We start from the raw sequence: 16289 nt of genomic DNA, 5'->3' as shown, positions 1-16289 counted from the left end.
CAGGTGAGCAAACGATGGAATTAAACATGACACTAAATGGGTTGGAATTATGGAAAGCTACCGGAGGGTTTGCAAATGAGCCGCATGTACATGACGACTGGTATCAGCTAACGCTGCCGGTCAGAGGCCAATGTCATCTGGTACAGGAACGGCAGGCATACCCGCTAAAAGCAGGCATAGGGATTATTGCTCATCCCCAGACTGAGCATTATTTTGAGATAGGGTCGGATTCGGTTGTCATTGTGATCAAGTTCCGTAAACCGCCATTAGGCAGTTTCGAAGGTGCGGAGTTAAGTGGGGAACGAGCTGAGTTTCGACCTACCCAGACATTTGATCCTGCTGAGATCAGCAGTCTGTTTCGTGGCTGGAATTCCATTTTGTTAGATGATGTGCCCGAAATGCTGCAAGTGCAGGAAACAGAACTGGCGATCGAGACGTATCTAAGACGTGTGTTGACGGGGCAGGAAAATGGAAAAAGGACTGTAAATCCCGGTACATTCATTGATCCTCATCTCCAACGAGTGCTGGATTACATTCACAGTGCCTACACAGGTCCAATGGATATTGATTCGATGGCGATGGTCGCGCATCAGAGCCGGTATCATTTTATGCGTTCTTTCAAGGCTCTTACGGGAACAACACCGTATCAATATTTGCTGAATTTGCGCGTAGAAGAAGCGTCCAAGAGGCTTCGCCATACAACGGATTCAGTAACCACAATCAGTTATGAACTGGGGTTTTCCAGCGTCAGTCAGTTTTACAGAGCCTTTCAGCGAGTGTATGATATGACACCGATGGAATATCGGAATCACGTGTAGATTTTAACGGGCAGTCTCGCATATGCGAGACTGTATTTTGAATGTTATAACATGACACTGATTTTTGTTGTTGCCAAACGATGGAGACTTTGCTAAGATGGGAAAAAGTTTATGTAAGCGTATACATTTAAGTTAAAATTACAACGTTGTAATTATGGTTTTGAAAATTATTACAAAGACAGAACTATGGTGTGAGGAGGACTATTTCAAGTAATTATCTCGTTAGTACGCAGAATAATATAGGTTGTTACAAAATGTGAATGAGATGAATAACAAATACGTCAGTGAAATGACAGTTCTTTTTTATTTAAAAATTCAAACGTTGTAATTATGTAGCGAAGGGGAGTGTTTCACGTTGAAAAAACGCATGTCCACGCTGTTCAGCCTGATCAGACGGGATAAGTATTTGCTGCTGATGTTTTCGCCTATCTTTCTGTATTATCTCATTTTTATGTACCTTCCGATGCCTGGCGTGCTGTTGGCATTTCGTAATTTCTTGCCGGGGCAGGGCATGCTCAGCGGGGAGTGGGTGGGACTGCGCTGGTTCGAACAGTTTGTGAATTCCATTTACTTCTGGCGACTGCTGCGTAACACATTTCTGCTTGCCTTCCTGCCACTCCTGTTTGGTTTCTCTATTCCGATTTTATTCGCTGTCTGCATCGTAGAGATCAAGAACCGGACATTCAAGCGATTTGCCCAGACCGTTACGTACCTTCCTCACTTCATCTCCACTGTTGTTGTAGCCGGCATGATTATTAACTTCCTTTCACCAACAGACGGTATTGTGAACACCCTCATCGCGAGTCTTGGCATGGAAAAAGTGAACTTCATGATGGATGCCAGCTGGTTCCGCACCATCTTCACCAGTTCCGACATCTGGCAGAGCTTTGGCTTCAGCTCCATCATCTACATTGCAGCCATTATGGGGATCGACCCCGAGATGTATGATTCCGGCAAAATCGACGGCGTCAACAAATTCCAGGAGCTATGGCACCTGACCCTTCCCAGTATCAAACCAACCATTGTCATTCTTCTGCTTCTGTCGCTTGGCGGCATTATGAGTGTAGGTTTCGAGAAAGTATATCTGCTCTACAACGGAGCCACCTACGAAACGGCGGATGTCCTGTCCACCTATGTATACCGGATGGGGATTGAGGGCCAGAATTACGGCTTCGCCACAGCGGTCGGCTTGTTCAACTCCGTTATCACCTTTGTCCTTGTGTTTGCTGCCAATTCCATGACCCGCCGCCTGACCAAGATGTCACTCTGGTAAGACTATAACCCGGACCAAAGGAGATCTGTATGCAAAAATCGAGAAGTGACCGTTTGTTCTACGGATGTGTCTACCTGCTGACCATACTGGCGGTTGTTGTCACGTTGTATCCCTTTCTGTACGTCATTAGCATTTCATTCAGCTCGGTGGATGCCATCGACAAACAAAAAGTGGTATTGTGGCCCGTTGGATTTACCCTGTCAGGTTATCAAATGGTACTGCAATACAAGGAGTTATGGGTTTCGTTCTACAACACTCTCTGGTACACCGTGGTAGGCACACTGTTGAACATTGTGGCAACATGTCTTGCCGCGTTTCCGTTATCCAGACAGCAGTTTTTCTTACGTCGCAAGCTGAATTTCTTCATCGCTTTCACCATGTATTTCTCGGGTGGGCTCATTCCGGTCTACATGCTGATTACCTCGCTTGGGCTGTACAACACCCGCTGGGTTATGGTGCTGCCTGTGCTGGTGATTACGTTTAACGTCATGATCTGCCGCTCAGCGTTCGAAGGTATTCCGAATGAAATATTCGAAAGTGCCAGTATAGACGGGGCCAACGAGATGACGATGCTGTATCGTCTGGCGGTTCCGATCATCAAGCCAACACTGGCTGTGCTCACGCTGTACTATGCGGTATTCCACTGGAACAACTTTTTCACGGCCCTATTATATCTGGGCAAACAGGATATGCAGCCCTTACAGATGTTCCTGCGAAGAGTGCTGATCATGGCTTCGCCGGAAGTGATGCAAAAGATGGGCGGTACGATGACATCCGGTGCACTTGCGGTATCAACGCTTCAGGTCCGTTATGTATCCATTGTGGTCAGCATTCTGCCTATTGTTACGATCTACCCGTTTATCCAACGGTACTTCGTTAAGGGTATTACCCTCGGAGCCGTGAAAGGATAGCTTTTAATACTTAAGTGTCATGTCATTCAAGGGAGTTCAAAATGGTTCATACCAAGGAGGAATGATGGATGAGATTTAAAGGGGCAGGAAGAAAAAGTGTAATCGCAGCGATACTGGCAATCAGCCTGGCGGGATGTAGCGGTGGAACAGGGGCGGGAACTGATGCGGGGAGCACCCCATCCAGTTCGGAGCCAGCCTTCAATTATACCGGGGCAGGGCCGGTAACGGATCAACCAGATGCCAAGCTGTCTATTCTCGGCACCAACGCCTGGACGACGAACGTGGATCTGTCCACCGCAGCGATCGTTAAGAAAATCGAGGGCAACGCCGGTGTTACGGTGGATTGGGATCTAATTCCGCCGCAGAACTATGCGGATGCCGTAAATCCGAGGCTGGCTGCCGGTACCGGCTTGCCCGATATCGTGTACCTGCCGGATCAGGATCAATTGATGAAGTACATCAATAGTGGCCTGTTTATCCCGATTGACGAGCTGGTAGAGAAGTACGGCGTGAATCTCAAAAAAATATATGAAAAGTCCCCTTCGGTTAAAGCCAGTTTAACGACGCCAGATGGTAAAATGTATTATATTCCGCAGCAAACGCTAACCCGCAACTACATGCCGGTATTTATGGTGAATGTGCGCTGGCTTGATAAGCTGGGATTAAGCGAGCCGACTACGCTGGATGAGTTTACGGCGATGCTGCGCAAGTTCAAGACAGATGACCCGAACGGCAACGGAAAAGCCGATGAGATTCCGCTGTCCATGGAAGCCAAATTTGTGTCCATGGCCTTTGGCCCGGCATTTGGACTTGATCTGTCCAATCAGTTTTATGCAGACGATCAGGGCAAGGTACATTTCAGCTATTATGAGCCGGCGTACAAGGAGTACCTGACCTATCTGAACGGACTGTACAAGGAAGGTCTGCTTGGGGTGGATTATGCGAGCACCACGAGTGATCAGGTCACATCGCGCATCTCTCAGGATGTAACCGGCGCAACGTTTAATTTTAGCTGGTACATGTCGATGGTCTACAGCCCGTTGTTCAAGGATTACAATCCGGAAGAGCCAATCATCAAAGGCATTTTGCCACTAAAAGGACCGCATGGGGATCAGTTCTACATCGGTCGTACCCCGGTTAGCGGCATCTTCGGCATCACGCGGGACAGTAAAAATCCGGAGCTGGCTTTCCGCTTCCTGGATTATGCGGTAAGTGAGGAAGCACAGACGTATTATACGTGGGGCATCAAGGATGACACGTATACGGAAGAGAACGGCGTGAAGACATTTACGGACAAAGGCAAAGACAATGAATACATTCAGAAGCTCGGCATTGGTCCGGTGAATCTGCCGAACATCCAATCGACCGATTCTGCCGATTCCGTCGTAGCCCCTTGGCATGCAAAGATGGATAAAGAACTGGAGCCGTATGTGCGCGAACCGTTCCCATTTGTCTATGCGCTGCCAGATGAAGCGAGTGTGGAAAGCATGGCGATGCCTGACATCACCACATATGTGGAAGAGATGAACTTCAAGTTTATTAGCGGTGATGCCAGTCTGGACCAGTTTGACAGTTATATTGAGACGTTGAAGAAGATGAATATAGAGCAGGTTATTGCGGGCAGACAGGCACAATATGATCGTTATAAGGCTGCACAGAAATAGGAAATAGGGTTTCAGGCGTATGAGAGGTGTTGATTGATTTTGATAACCATTAAAGACATTGCCAAACTGGCGGGGGTGAGCTATAGCACGGTATCAAAGGCGCTGAATGATGATCCCCGAATCAAACCGGCAACAAAGCAGAAGGTGCTTGCGGTCGCTGAGAAACATCAGTATCGAAAAAACATGCTGGCCCGGCAACTCTCCACCGGCAGGAGCAACATTATCGGTTTTGTGCTGGATGAGCTGAGCAATCCGTTATTCTCAAACATCTCTGGCCGTCTGCACACCGAGCTGAAGAAGCGGGGATATCAGATGATCCTGGTTGTGGCGGATGATGGTGTGGATGTCTTCAGCCAGCTGCGCGTGGACGGATGTATTCTGTGGGACTATGCACTGGACAATCGGGAGATGTTCTGGAAAAAGTTCGCCACACTCAACATGCCATGTTTTGTGCTCGGTACAGATGAAGCCCCGAACTCTCCTTACATCAAGATTGATCGCAAAGAAGGGTTGTTCAAAGCAGTGGAGCATCTGAAATCGCTGGGCCACAGCCGAATCGGATTCATCGGCAACTCCCAGCACGTCAAGCTGGAGGGATATCGGGAAGCGTTGCACCGTACGGGTCTGGCTTTTAACGAAGACCATGTGCTGCCTGCGTATTCCTCTTGGGAGGATGGGTATTTTGCCATACGTAATCATGTGTTTGGACCGGAGTCGCCAACAGCTTTTATCGGACTGAACAATCTGGTCACCCGAGGGGCGCTCCGGGCTTTGCTTGAGGCAGGTTACAGTGTTCCACGCGATATCTCGTTAATTGGGTATGATGATCTGCCGGATATGCAGTATGCCGAAGTAGCCTTGACGACGATTGGCCCATCTCTGGATGAACTGGCTGTGCAGGCAGCAGAGTTGATTGTATCGTTAATCCGTGATGAACAGGTTGATGTTCCGGTAGTCATTCAGCCCAAGTTGAACCTTCGCAATTCAACAGCAGTTAGTCATACATCTATTAGGTGAGTACAACATTCAAGGAGGAATTGCTTATGCAGGTACAGACGCAGTTATCCTGGTCTGAGCGAATTGCAGCAACGATCATCCAGCAATGTGACGGGGACGGTTATCATGCGTTCCCTTCGGGACGATGGGCATACGTGGAAGGCATGACCTTGATGGCGATGGCACGAACCGGGCAGTATTATGGCAAGCAGGAGTATATTGATTTTATGAAAAAACATATGGACCTGTATATTCAGCCAGACGGTTCTATTGGCACGTATACTTTGGAAGAATATAATCTGGATCAGATTAATCAGGGGAAAAACCTGTTTGCATTACTGGATGGTGCTGAAGATCAGCGTTACGCAGAAGCGGCACATCTCTTGGCAGCACAGCTCGCGGGGCAACCCCGCACGTCGGAAGGCGGCTTCTGGCACAAAAAAATCTATCCATTCCAGATGTGGCTGGACGGCCTGTATATGTCCTCTCCCTTTCTGTCCGAGTATGCGAAGACATTTCATCAACCCGAGTTATGGGATGAAGTAGCACATCAGATTCTGCTGATCGAACGCCAGACCCGTGATCCGCGGACCGGGCTGCTCTATCATGGCTGGGATGAATCGAAGGAGCAGGTCTGGGCGGATTCATCGACAGGGTGCTCGCCACACTTCTGGAGCCGGGCGATGGGTTGGTATGCCATGGCGATTGTAGACAGCGTGGAGCATTTCCCCGTGAATCATCCAAAGCGCGGAACGATCATCGGTATCTTCGAACGGATGTGCCACGCTTTGGTACGCGTGCAGGAGCAGGAGAGTGGATTATGGTTCCAGGTGCTCGATCAGGGCTTCCGCAAAGGCAATTATCTGGAAGCATCCGGGTCAAGCATGTTTGTATATGCACTTGCGAAGGGTGTGCGGCTGAGATATCTTGAGCCGCATTTCAGAGCTGCGGCGGAGAAAGGATGGCAGGGACTTTCCTCCAGGCTAGTGGAGGAGACGGCTGACGGCGTTCGGTTAAACGGGATCTGTCATGGCGCAGGACTAAGTCTGGACCGGGATGGCTCGTACAGCTACTATGTAAGCGAAGCAGTTGTAAGCGATTCCTTTATGGGAATGGCTCCTCTCCTTCTGGCAGCGCTGGAAATGGAGCGATTGCCATGACGCAACAGAGATTGCCAAATACAGCATTAGAATCATCGGCTCCCTGTCTGACGGTTGCTTCAGACGGGACGGGGGATTATGTGACGATCCAGGCTGCAGTTGATGCGCTGCCGGAGAATGGCATCGGAACCGTTCCAATTCGCGTGAAGGCTGGTGTATATCATGAGAAGCTGCATATGGAGAAGCCGGGCATCCACCTGATTGGTGAAGGGGCGGAGCAGACGATCATTACGTATGATGATCATGCACTCAAGAAGTTCCCGGATGGGTCGCCATATCATACGTTTCATTCCTATACGGCTTTCATTGGTGCTGATGATTTCACGGCAGAGGGGGTTTCCTTCGTAAATGCTGCTGGGCCGGGCAAGCAAGTTGGTCAGGCGCTGGCCGTTTATGTGGATGGAGATCGGGCGGTATTTCGCCGCTGTCGTTTGATCGGTCACCAGGATACGATCTTCACCGGCCCGCTGCCGGAGCAGCCCATGGATCGCAGTTACTTTGGCGGGCCACGCGATGGTGCTGAGCGGCGCAAACTGCGGCAGTATTTCGAGGACTGTTACATCGAAGGTGATATCGATTTTATTTTTGGCTCGGCTACGGTGGTGTTTAAAGGCTGCGAGATCTTTACGAAGAATCGCCTGACTGAAGCGGAGGCTGCAGATGGACAAGTGAACGGTTGGATTACCGCAGCCTCTACGCCGGAGGATGTGCGTTACGGCTATGTGTTTCTGGACTGTGATCTGACCAGCAATGCACCGCCGCAGTCGGTGTATCTGGGCAGACCGTGGCGTCATCATGCCAAAGTCTGTTTTCTGAACTGCTGGATCGGCGCTCATGTGAAGCGGGAGGGATGGCACAACTGGAACAAGACAGATGCAGAGCAGACCGTTCAGTATGCGGAATACAACAGCGCAGGGCCTGGTGCCGGATGTGCTGCTGATCGTGTGGCTTGGGCCAAAATACTGACCGAACAGGAAGCGGCCGAGTACACTGTACCTCTGATTCTGTCCGGCGTGGATGGATGGCAGCCTTTGGAAGGGAGAGGGGAGCAGCGGCAGTAAGATACACCCTCTTCTCTGTGCAATATCTAACACAGGTTTTCTTTCAAGTCTCCTAAGGAGTTGAAAGAAAACCTTTTTTGTGCGCTATATTACATTTTTCGCCCCCAATAGAACTATTTTATCCCTTATCTCTTTTGCATTTTACTGATTAAATACAGGGTGAGGATCTGTAAATTCCCTGTAAAATTTGGATGGTGCCTGCAAAAAGAGAACACGAGAGGGAAGGTCCATTTTGGTAAGGGAAGGGAGTGAAGTGACACGCAGCATCAGATGGCTGAATGAGGTTGGCTCTAATCGATCACAGATCAGATGCAGGTGGACTATTAAAGCTTTTGTTTGCAAGGTGAACGTATCCTTAGTACAGGAGGGATTTTGCTTGAATCAAGCTGTTCGATTCCGCCCGGTCATTACATTTGCTTTGGCATTTCTTCTACTTATTTCGTGGTTTGCACCGAGAGCCGATGCCGCCGCCCAGTGGCAGGCAGGCACCGCATACAAGAAAGGAGACCTCGTAACATATCAAAATAAAGATTATGAGTGTATTCAGGCCCACACGGCGTTGACCGGATGGGAGCCCTCTGTTGTGCCCGCGTTGTGGAAATACGTCGGGGAAGGTTCGGGAGGGGAAACGCCAACGCCAGATACGGCACCACCTTCTGTTCCTGCGGGTCTGACTTCATCCTCCATCACGGACACCTCCGTGAGTCTTTCCTGGAATGCATCCACGGATAATGTGGGCGTAGCGGGGTATGAGGTGTACCGGAACGGCGTTCTTGTGACAAGTACTTCAACTACAACAGCTGTAGTCACTGGACTGACAGCCAGCACGACTTATGCTTTTACGGTAAAAGCCAAAGATGCCGCAGGCAATATATCCGCTGCGAGCACCTCCCTCAGTGTGACAACTTCCAATGGATCTTCCAATCCGGGGCCAACCGGCAGCAAATGGCTGATTGGCTACTGGCACAACTTCGATAATGGTTCAACGAATATCAGACTTCGTAACGTATCAACAGCCTATGACGTCATTAATGTCTCCTTTGCCGAACCGATTTCACATGGCAGCGGAACGCTTGCTTTTACTCCATACAATGCAACGGTAGCCGAATTCAAATCCGATATTGCCTATCTTCAAAGTCAGGGGAAAAAAGTACTGCTTTCCATGGGGGGAGCCAACGGTACCATTGAGCTCACCGACACGACCAAGAGACAACAATTCGAAGACTCGTTAAAATCGATCATTTCCACGTATGGTTTCAATGGTCTTGATATCGATCTGGAAGGAAGCTCCCTGTCTCTGAATGCAGGGGATACCGATTTCCGTAGTCCAACTACACCGAAAATTATTAACCTCATCCAAGGCGTGAAAGCGGTTAAGTCATACTTCGGTTCCAATTTTATCCTGACGGCTGCGCCGGAGACGGCCTATGTACAGGGTGGATATCTGAGCTACGGCGGCCCTTGGGGAGCATACTTGCCAGTCATCCATGCCTTGCGTAATGACCTGACCCTGCTTCATGTGCAGCATTATAATACGGGCTCCATGGTGGGGCTGGATGGGCGCTCTTACGCTCAAGGAACAGCTGATTTCCATGTGGCCATGGCGGAGATGCTGCTTCAAGGCTTTCATGTAGGCGGCAGCACAGGCCCATTCTTTAGTCCCTTGCGACCGGATCAGATTGCCATCGGTGTGCCGGCTTCCCAACAGGCTGCCGGAGGTGGTTATACAACGTCAGCCGATCTGCAAAAGGCACTGAATTATTTGATCAAAGGTGTGTCATACGGCGGTTCCTATACCTTGCTCCAGCCTGCGGGCTATGGGGGGATAAAAGGGATTATGACCTGGTCAATCAACTGGGACGCATATACAAATAACCAGTTTTCGAGCGCACATCGTCCGTTCCTGAACGGGCTGAGTACGCAAACGACAAAGGAGGTTGTGTATTAGATGATACATTTAAATAAACACACTGCTTTCAAGAAAACCGCAAAGTTTCTCCTGGGTCTATCCCTGCTCTTATCCGTCATTGTTCCTTCTTTTGTGCTCCAACCCGCTACGGCAGCAGCTGCAGATTCTTATAAAATTGTTGGTTACTACCCGTCCTGGGCTGCGTACGGGAGAAACTATAATGTAACGGATATCGACCCGACCAAAGTCACGCATATCAACTATGCTTTTGCCGATATTTGCTGGAACGGTATTCATGGAAATCCGGACCCTTCGGGCCCTAACCCGGTGACTTGGACATGTCAGAATGAGAAGAGCCAGACAATCAATGTACCGAATGGAACGATCGTGCTTGGCGATCCATGGATTGATACCGGCAAGACATTTGCAGGGGATACGTGGGATCAGCCCATTGCAGGTAATATCAATCAGCTTAACAAGTTGAAACAGATCAATCCTAATCTGAAGACAATCATCTCGGTGGGAGGATGGACGTGGTCCAATCGCTTCTCTGATGTAGCTGCGACTGCGGCAACGCGAGAGGTATTTGCAAACTCTGCCGTCGACTTCCTGCGGAAATACAATTTTGACGGGGTAGATCTCGACTGGGAGTATCCGGTATCAGGCGGACTTGATGGTAACAGCAAACGTCCTGAGGATAAGCAGAATTACACACTGCTTCTGAGCAAAATTCGTGAGAAGCTGGATGCTGCCGGAGCTGTGGACGGCAAGAAGTATCTGCTTACGATTGCAAGCGGTGCATCGACGACCTATGCTGCGAATACAGAGCTTGCCAATATAGCTGCCATCGTCGACTGGATTAACATTATGACATATGATTTTAACGGGGCTTGGCAAAAAGTCAGCGCGCATAACGCGCCGTTGAACTATGACCCTGCGGCTTCAGCTGCTGGGGTGCCGGATGCCAATACATTTAACGTAGCTGCCGGAGCGCAAGGGCATCTGAATGCTGGGGTACCGGCAGCCAAACTTGTGCTTGGTGTTCCATTCTACGGCCGCGGCTGGGATGGATGCGCACAGGCGGGCAATGGCCAGTATCAGACCTGCGCGGGAGGTTCTTCCGTTGGAACTTGGGAAGCAGGCTCCTTTGATTTCTATGATCTGGAGACCAATTACATTAACAAAAACGGGTACACGCGTTACTGGAATGACACGGCCAAGGTGCCATATCTCTATAATGCGACCAACAAGCGATTTATTAGCTATGACGATGCGGAGTCTATTGGTTATAAAACCGCTTATATCAAAAGCAAAGGACTCGGCGGAGCGATGTTCTGGGAGCTTAGCGGTGACCGGAACAAAACACTTCAAAATAAACTGAAAGCCGATCTGCCTACCGGAGGTACAGTGCCTCCAGCAGATACGACGGCGCCAAGCGTACCCGGTAATGCCCGTTCGACAGGTGTGACGGCTACCTCGGTGACGCTGGCTTGGAATGCTTCAACAGATAATGTGGGTGTTACCGGTTATAACGTCTATAATGGCAATAATCTTGCAACATCCGTCACCGGAACGACAGCAACGATCAATGGACTTACCGCAGGTACTTCTTATACCTTCACGATCATTGCAAAAGATGCGGCAGGCAATCTGTCTGCAGCCAGTAATGTTGTAACCGTGAGCACTACGACTCAACCGGGAGGTGATACGCAAGCGCCAACTGCACCGACGAACCTGGCATCAACGGCGCAAACAACATCCAGCATAACGCTGAGCTGGGCGGCATCCACGGATAACGTGGGTGTAACGGGTTATGATGTGTACAACGGAACGGCTCTGGCGACATCCGTGACCGGAACAACAGCAACGATCAGTGGGCTTGCAGCGGATACCTCGTATACATTTACGGTAAAAGCAAAGGATGCGGCGGGGAATGGTTCTGCTGCGAGCAATGCGGTGACCGTGAAAACAACAGCAGGAACGACAAATCCGGGCATTTCCGCCTGGCAGGCGAATACAGCCTATACTGTAGGACAGCTGGTCACGTATAGCGGCAAGACGTATAAATGTTTGCAGGCCCACACTTCCTTGCCTGGGTGGGAACCATCCAATGTCCCTGCATTGTGGCAGATTCAATAGTTAAAAAATGGATTACCACATTTTGAAGTGAAACGTGCAGTGTTAGCGGCTCTTGGCTAAAGTGAAGAGAATATAACAAAAAACCACCGGCTCCTGGTCCGGTGGTTTTTCGCTATGCTATGTCAATGTCAAACAATGCAGCCTACAAAAAAGGCTATCTATTAGAAATCGAAGTTGTCCGGATCAGGTCCAACGCGAACATCTTCGTTCAGGGCACTGATCTGATCCATCTCTTCATTTGAAAGTTCAAAGTCGAAGATGGAGGAGTTCTCGATAATCCGGTTTTCCTTGGTGGACTTTGGAATAGTAATGACTCCATTTTGCAGATCCCAACGCAGGATGACTTGTGCAACCGATTTGCCTTTGGCTGAAGCAATCGCCGTGAGCACTGGGTTGTCCAACAGCTGACCTTGCATTAGAGGCGACCAAGCTTCAAGCTGGATACCATGTTTTTCACAGAAAGCCTTAAGCTCAACCTGAGTCAGGCGAGGGTGGTATTCCACCTGATTAATCATCGGTTTTACTTTGGCATCCTGCATCAAGTCTTCGAGATGATGAATCTGGAAGTTGCTTACACCGATGGCCTTAATGCGGCCAGCTGCGTACAGTTCCTCGATTGCTTTCCAGGCTGCTTTGTATTTGCCTGCCTTAGGCCAGTGAATCAGATACAGGTCCAGGTATTCCAGTCCCAGTTTGTTCAATGTGGTATCAAAAGCCGCAAGAGTCTCTTCATATCCGAGGTCTGCATTCCACACTTTAGATGTAACAAACAGTTCTTCGCGTTTCAGGTTGTTTTCTTGCAAAGCTTCTGCAATCGCTTGGCCAACACCGGCTTCATTTCCGTATATTGCAGCAGTATCAATGCTGCGGTAGCCATGTTTAATCGCATTTTTCACGGCTTCAATCAGTTCAGATCCTTCTTCTACCTTAAATACACCAAGTCCGAACCAAGGCATAGAAACACCGTTATGCAGAGTTACTGTGGATTGTAAATGTTGTGCGGTTTGAGCTGTTGTCATGAAATTTCCTCCTTAAAGTGTGTAAAAATCAGTGATTTTAAGCTGAATTTTCGTTTTTTCATCATACAAAATTAAATCATAGTAGATCAAATTGTATTCAACGTATATAGTATAATAAAATACAACGTGAAACCGGTTCCCCTCAAAGGCTGGAACTGATATATATAAGAGTGAGACCCATGGTCGGAATGGAACTTAGAACGAAACTTTCTCCATTTCGACTGATGCATGTTGATCCTTGCTTTCCAGCATTTTAGCCCATGCAGTCAGGATTACAGCTACGAGAACCATCAGGGCTCCGACCCATGTCGTGTGAATCAAACCAATGGAGTCATTGATCACTCCACCCAAATAGGCACCTATAGCGATCCCTGCATTAAATGCGGCGATGTTAAAGGCTGAGGCTACATCCTTGGCCTGTGGTGCATATCGTTCAGCCAAGGTTACAACGTACATCTGAAGACCAGGCACATTCATGAAGGCGAGCAGACCCATACCCATAATGGTGAGCAGTGCTGCCAACTTAAACGGGACGGTGAAGTACATCACGCCGAGAATGATGGTCTGAATGATGAACATGTAGAAGAGCGCCTTGAGCGGGTTGCGATTGGCTGCTCTGCCGCCGATGATGTTGCCAACAGCGATGGCTATTCCGTACAACAACAGAATGAACGCTACTGTTTTCTCAGAATAACCGCTAATATCATGCAACAACGGGGACAAATACGTAAACACAACAAATGTTCCTCCGTACCCAACAGCAGTGATGGCAAAAGCAAGCAGCAAGCGTCCACCTGTAACGAGCTTCAGCTGATCCCGAAATGCCGTCCGTGTTCCTCGCTTCAACGTGGATGGCACGAGTATCAGGTTTCCGATCATCGCAACGATGCCAACCACAACAATCAGGATAAAGGCAGCGCGCCAGCCCCAATGTTGGCCAATGAGTGTACCGAGAGGTACACCGGTTACTGTGGCAATGGTTAGACCGGAGAACATGATGGCAATGGCACTCGCCCTGCGGTTAGCAGGTACCAGATCCGCTGCAATGGTGGAACCGATGGACATGAATACTCCGTGAGCCAGAGCGGATACCACTCGTGCAATGAGCAACAGGGTGATTCCCGTCGATAGTGCAGCCATCGTGTTACCCGCAATGAAAACAACCATGATGGCAAGCAATAGCGTTTTGCGTGATATGGTAGACGTCAGTGAGGTCAGAACAGGAGCCCCAAAGGTAACGCCTAATGCATATAAAGTAACGGTCAGTCCCGCTGAAGTTACGGAAATGCCCAGGTCATCTGCAATGAGGGGCAGTAGCCCAACGCTGATAAATTCTGTGGTACCGATCGCGAATGCACTGATGGCCAGTGCTAGCAGTGCCCACGTGCTGCGTTTTGAATCTTGTAACATTTCTTGCTCAACTCCCCCGAATGTAGATTTACGTACCGGCAAATGCTATTATGAGTTATTCTGTATAGATTGAATAGTACGTACTTTTTAGTACCCTACGTACTTTTTGGTGCCTATACAGCATGCGACGGATGTAATCCAATTCATCAGGGAGGAAGCAAGTTATGGTTAGAAAAAAATATAACATCTCGGTTGAAGCTACCTTAGAGGTGATCGGTGGCAAGTGGAAATGCGTCATTCTCTGTCATCTGACACATGGGAAAAGACGAACCAGTGATCTTAAGCGTATTATGCCCGCAATCACACAAAAAATGTTAACACAGCAACTGAGAGAGCTTGAAAACGACGGGATCGTGAATCGAATCGTATATAATCAGGTCCCTCCCAAAGTAGAATACGAATTGAGTGATTACGGGAGAAGTCTTGAACCGATTCTCAATGCGCTATGTAATTGGGGGGATCAACATATTGTGAAGGAATACGGAGACAAATCAGCAGTTCTGGAAGATAATGGACTCAATGATTTTAACTCTGACAATAGGGAGCTGGTGCAACCGTGAACTATGAGATTTTATATGATGGTGCTTTTGCGATGCTCAAGGTACATTTGCAGCGGGGAGAGCGGTTCAAGGCCGAGAGTGGTGCTATGGTATCCATGACTCCTACGGTTGAACTGAAGGGTTCAGCAGAAGGTGGGATGTTTGCCGGGTTCGGTCGGATGCTGAGCGGGGAGAAGTTTTTCTTTCAGGAACTGACGGCTGCGGGCGGGTCGGCAGAGATTCTGCTCTCACCTTCCAGTATGGGCGATGTAGAAGCTGTTGAATTGGACGGTTCCTATTCACTCTATGTGCAGAAAGACGGATTTCTGGCAGGAACCGAGGGCATTCAGGTGAATACCAAAATGCAAAATCTGAAAAAAGGTCTCTTTTCGGGAGAAGGTTTCTTCATTATTGAGATCAGTGGACGTGGAACTGTATTTCTGTCTTCCTATGGTGCCATCCATGCGATTAATCTGGCAGCAGGTGAAGAAATGATCGTGGATAACGCCCATTTGGTGGCATGGCCTCATTATGTAGATTACCGTATTGAGAAAGCTTCACAGGGCTGGTTATCCAGTGTTACAAGTGGAGAAGGATTGGTATGTCGGTTCCGGGGAGAGGGAACCATTCTTATTCAGAGCCGCAATCCGCAAGGATTCGGACAATGGGTGAAGCAGTTTATCCCTGCGCGCTAATTTATTTTTTTTTGAGAAAGAACACACAGAGTTGCAACGGATATGTTTCCATCATCGTTATATGAATAATGGATTTACTTCATTAACTGGTGGGTACATAATCTGTTGCATAAGTCGCACATCATGGAGGTATGAGATGACAAGCTCACGGTATAAAAATGCACAAGAAAGTCCGGGATATCTGTTATGGCAGGTTACATCCATGTGGCAAAAGGAAATACGCAGGGTGCTGGAGCCCCTCGAACTGACACAACCTCAATTTGTATTGTTGCACGCATGTCTGTGGCTCAATGAACATGATGAGGAAGGCAAAGGAGTAACTCAGGTTCAAATTGCTCAGTTTGCCAAGGTGGATGTTAACGTGACTTCTCAGGTGCTGCGTGCTCTTGAAAAGAGAGGATTAATTACCCGGGCTCGTCATCAGACGGATACGCGTGCTAATATTATCACAACAACGGAAGAAGGAACCCGATTGGCTATTGAAGGGATTCATTTGTGTGAGGAGTCGGACAAGGCATTTTTTGAAACTTTGGATGATCGCAAGGAAGAGTACATGGAGATCATGCAGGAGTTTCTTCGTCAAAAAACAGAGGGCTAATCCATAATATACATTTTTTTATTTTATTAAACTACAGATTGTAGTGGGATTGGAAATTTTTCTGAATACTAATGATAATAATATCTATGCAAAAATC

At 48.5% G+C, this 16289-nt stretch carries 14 protein-coding genes; 12 read left to right on the top strand and 2 right to left on the bottom strand.

Annotated elements, in window-relative coordinates; translation table 11 throughout:
- Positions 1-14: 14 nt before the first annotated feature.
- The 9 genes from NZ043_RS08245 (at position 15) to NZ043_RS08205 (ending at position 11931) form a co-directional block, all read left to right on the top strand.
- Positions 15-818, top strand: coding sequence for a helix-turn-helix domain-containing protein (locus tag NZ043_RS08245; RefSeq protein ID WP_339311402.1), 804 nt, complete (start codon positions 15-17; stop codon positions 816-818).
- A gap of 355 nt (positions 819-1173) precedes the next feature.
- On the top strand, positions 1174-2091 hold the full coding sequence (locus NZ043_RS08240) for an ABC transporter permease subunit (RefSeq protein ID WP_240768206.1): 918 nt from the start codon (positions 1174-1176) through the stop codon (positions 2089-2091).
- A 29-nt stretch (positions 2092-2120) separates the two neighbouring features.
- Complete coding sequence (locus tag NZ043_RS08235) at positions 2121-3002, top strand: carbohydrate ABC transporter permease (protein WP_091035631.1); 882 nt, start codon at positions 2121-2123, stop codon at positions 3000-3002.
- A gap of 68 nt (positions 3003-3070) precedes the next feature.
- Entirely contained in the window at positions 3071-4666 is a 1596-nt protein-coding gene (locus NZ043_RS08230; protein ID WP_339311400.1) for an extracellular solute-binding protein, read from the top strand.
- Between the two features lie 39 nt (positions 4667-4705).
- Positions 4706-5683, top strand: coding sequence for a LacI family DNA-binding transcriptional regulator (locus NZ043_RS08225; RefSeq protein WP_339311399.1), 978 nt, complete (start codon positions 4706-4708; stop codon positions 5681-5683).
- A 26-nt stretch (positions 5684-5709) separates the two neighbouring features.
- On the top strand, positions 5710-6822 hold the full coding sequence (locus tag NZ043_RS08220; RefSeq protein ID WP_339311397.1) for a glycoside hydrolase family 88 protein: 1113 nt from the start codon (positions 5710-5712) through the stop codon (positions 6820-6822).
- Entirely contained in the window at positions 6819-7883 is a 1065-nt protein-coding gene (locus NZ043_RS08215) for a pectinesterase family protein (protein ID WP_339311395.1), read from the top strand. Before NZ043_RS08220 ends, NZ043_RS08215 begins: the two co-directional genes overlap by 4 nt.
- 436 nt (positions 7884-8319) lie before the next feature.
- Positions 8320-9831, top strand: a complete 1512-nt coding sequence (locus NZ043_RS08210) for a glycosyl hydrolase family 18 protein (protein ID WP_339312694.1) — start codon at positions 8320-8322, stop codon at positions 9829-9831.
- Positions 9832-11931 carry a glycosyl hydrolase family 18 protein gene (locus NZ043_RS08205; protein ID WP_339311393.1) on the top strand — a complete coding sequence of 700 codons (2100 nt, stop codon included), beginning with the start codon at positions 9832-9834 and terminating at the stop codon, positions 11929-11931.
- Positions 11932-12092: 161 nt separating this feature from the next.
- On the opposite strand, the gene NZ043_RS08200 is transcribed toward NZ043_RS08205, so the two are convergent.
- Both NZ043_RS08200 and NZ043_RS08195 read right to left on the bottom strand, forming a co-directional pair.
- Complete coding sequence (locus NZ043_RS08200) at positions 12093-12950, bottom strand: aldo/keto reductase (RefSeq protein ID WP_133386289.1); 858 nt, start codon at positions 12948-12950, stop codon at positions 12093-12095.
- A gap of 195 nt (positions 12951-13145) precedes the next feature.
- Positions 13146-14360, bottom strand: a complete 1215-nt coding sequence (locus NZ043_RS08195; protein WP_339311390.1) for an MFS transporter — start codon at positions 14358-14360, stop codon at positions 13146-13148.
- A gap of 164 nt (positions 14361-14524) precedes the next feature.
- Here NZ043_RS08195 and NZ043_RS08190 point away from each other — a divergent pair, with 164 nt between their 5' ends.
- From NZ043_RS08190 to NZ043_RS08180, 3 genes are all read left to right on the top strand, one after another.
- The gene (locus NZ043_RS08190) at positions 14525-14920 is read left to right on the top strand and encodes a winged helix-turn-helix transcriptional regulator (RefSeq protein ID WP_017691613.1); all 396 of its coding nucleotides are present in this window, start codon (positions 14525-14527) and stop codon (positions 14918-14920) included.
- The gene (locus NZ043_RS08185; protein ID WP_017691614.1) at positions 14917-15594 is read left to right on the top strand and encodes a TIGR00266 family protein; all 678 of its coding nucleotides are present in this window, start codon (positions 14917-14919) and stop codon (positions 15592-15594) included. Before NZ043_RS08190 ends, NZ043_RS08185 begins: the two co-directional genes overlap by 4 nt.
- 136 nt (positions 15595-15730) lie before the next feature.
- On the top strand, positions 15731-16192 hold the full coding sequence (locus NZ043_RS08180; RefSeq protein WP_338589296.1) for a MarR family transcriptional regulator: 462 nt from the start codon (positions 15731-15733) through the stop codon (positions 16190-16192).
- The last annotated feature ends 97 nt before the right edge of the window (positions 16193-16289 follow it).

Origin of the sequence: Paenibacillus sp. FSL k6-2145 (assembly GCF_037976585.1) — a bacterium.
Classification (GTDB): domain Bacteria; phylum Bacillota; class Bacilli; order Paenibacillales; family Paenibacillaceae; genus Paenibacillus.
Note: the sequence above shows the minus strand (reverse complement) of the source record. Positions and strands in the feature narration are given on the sequence as shown.

Coding starts and splice junctions, on each gene's coding strand:
- NZ043_RS08230 (WP_339311400.1), top strand. CDS start 3,071: ATGAGATTTAAAGGGGCAGGAAGAAAAAGTGTAATCGCAGCGATACTG.
- NZ043_RS08215 (WP_339311395.1), top strand. CDS start 6,819: ATGACGCAACAGAGATTGCCAAATACAGCATTAGAATCATCGGCTCCC.
- NZ043_RS08200 (WP_133386289.1), bottom strand. CDS start 12,950: ATGACAACAGCTCAAACCGCACAACATTTACAATCCACAGTAACTCTG.
- NZ043_RS08235 (WP_091035631.1), top strand. CDS start 2,121: ATGCAAAAATCGAGAAGTGACCGTTTGTTCTACGGATGTGTCTACCTG.
- NZ043_RS08195 (WP_339311390.1), bottom strand. CDS start 14,360: ATGTTACAAGATTCAAAACGCAGCACGTGGGCACTGCTAGCACTGGCC.
- NZ043_RS08245 (WP_339311402.1), top strand. CDS start 15: ATGGAATTAAACATGACACTAAATGGGTTGGAATTATGGAAAGCTACC.
- NZ043_RS08205 (WP_339311393.1), top strand. CDS start 9,832: ATGATACATTTAAATAAACACACTGCTTTCAAGAAAACCGCAAAGTTT.
- NZ043_RS08180 (WP_338589296.1), top strand. CDS start 15,731: ATGACAAGCTCACGGTATAAAAATGCACAAGAAAGTCCGGGATATCTG.
- NZ043_RS08220 (WP_339311397.1), top strand. CDS start 5,710: ATGCAGGTACAGACGCAGTTATCCTGGTCTGAGCGAATTGCAGCAACG.
- NZ043_RS08190 (WP_017691613.1), top strand. CDS start 14,525: ATGGTTAGAAAAAAATATAACATCTCGGTTGAAGCTACCTTAGAGGTG.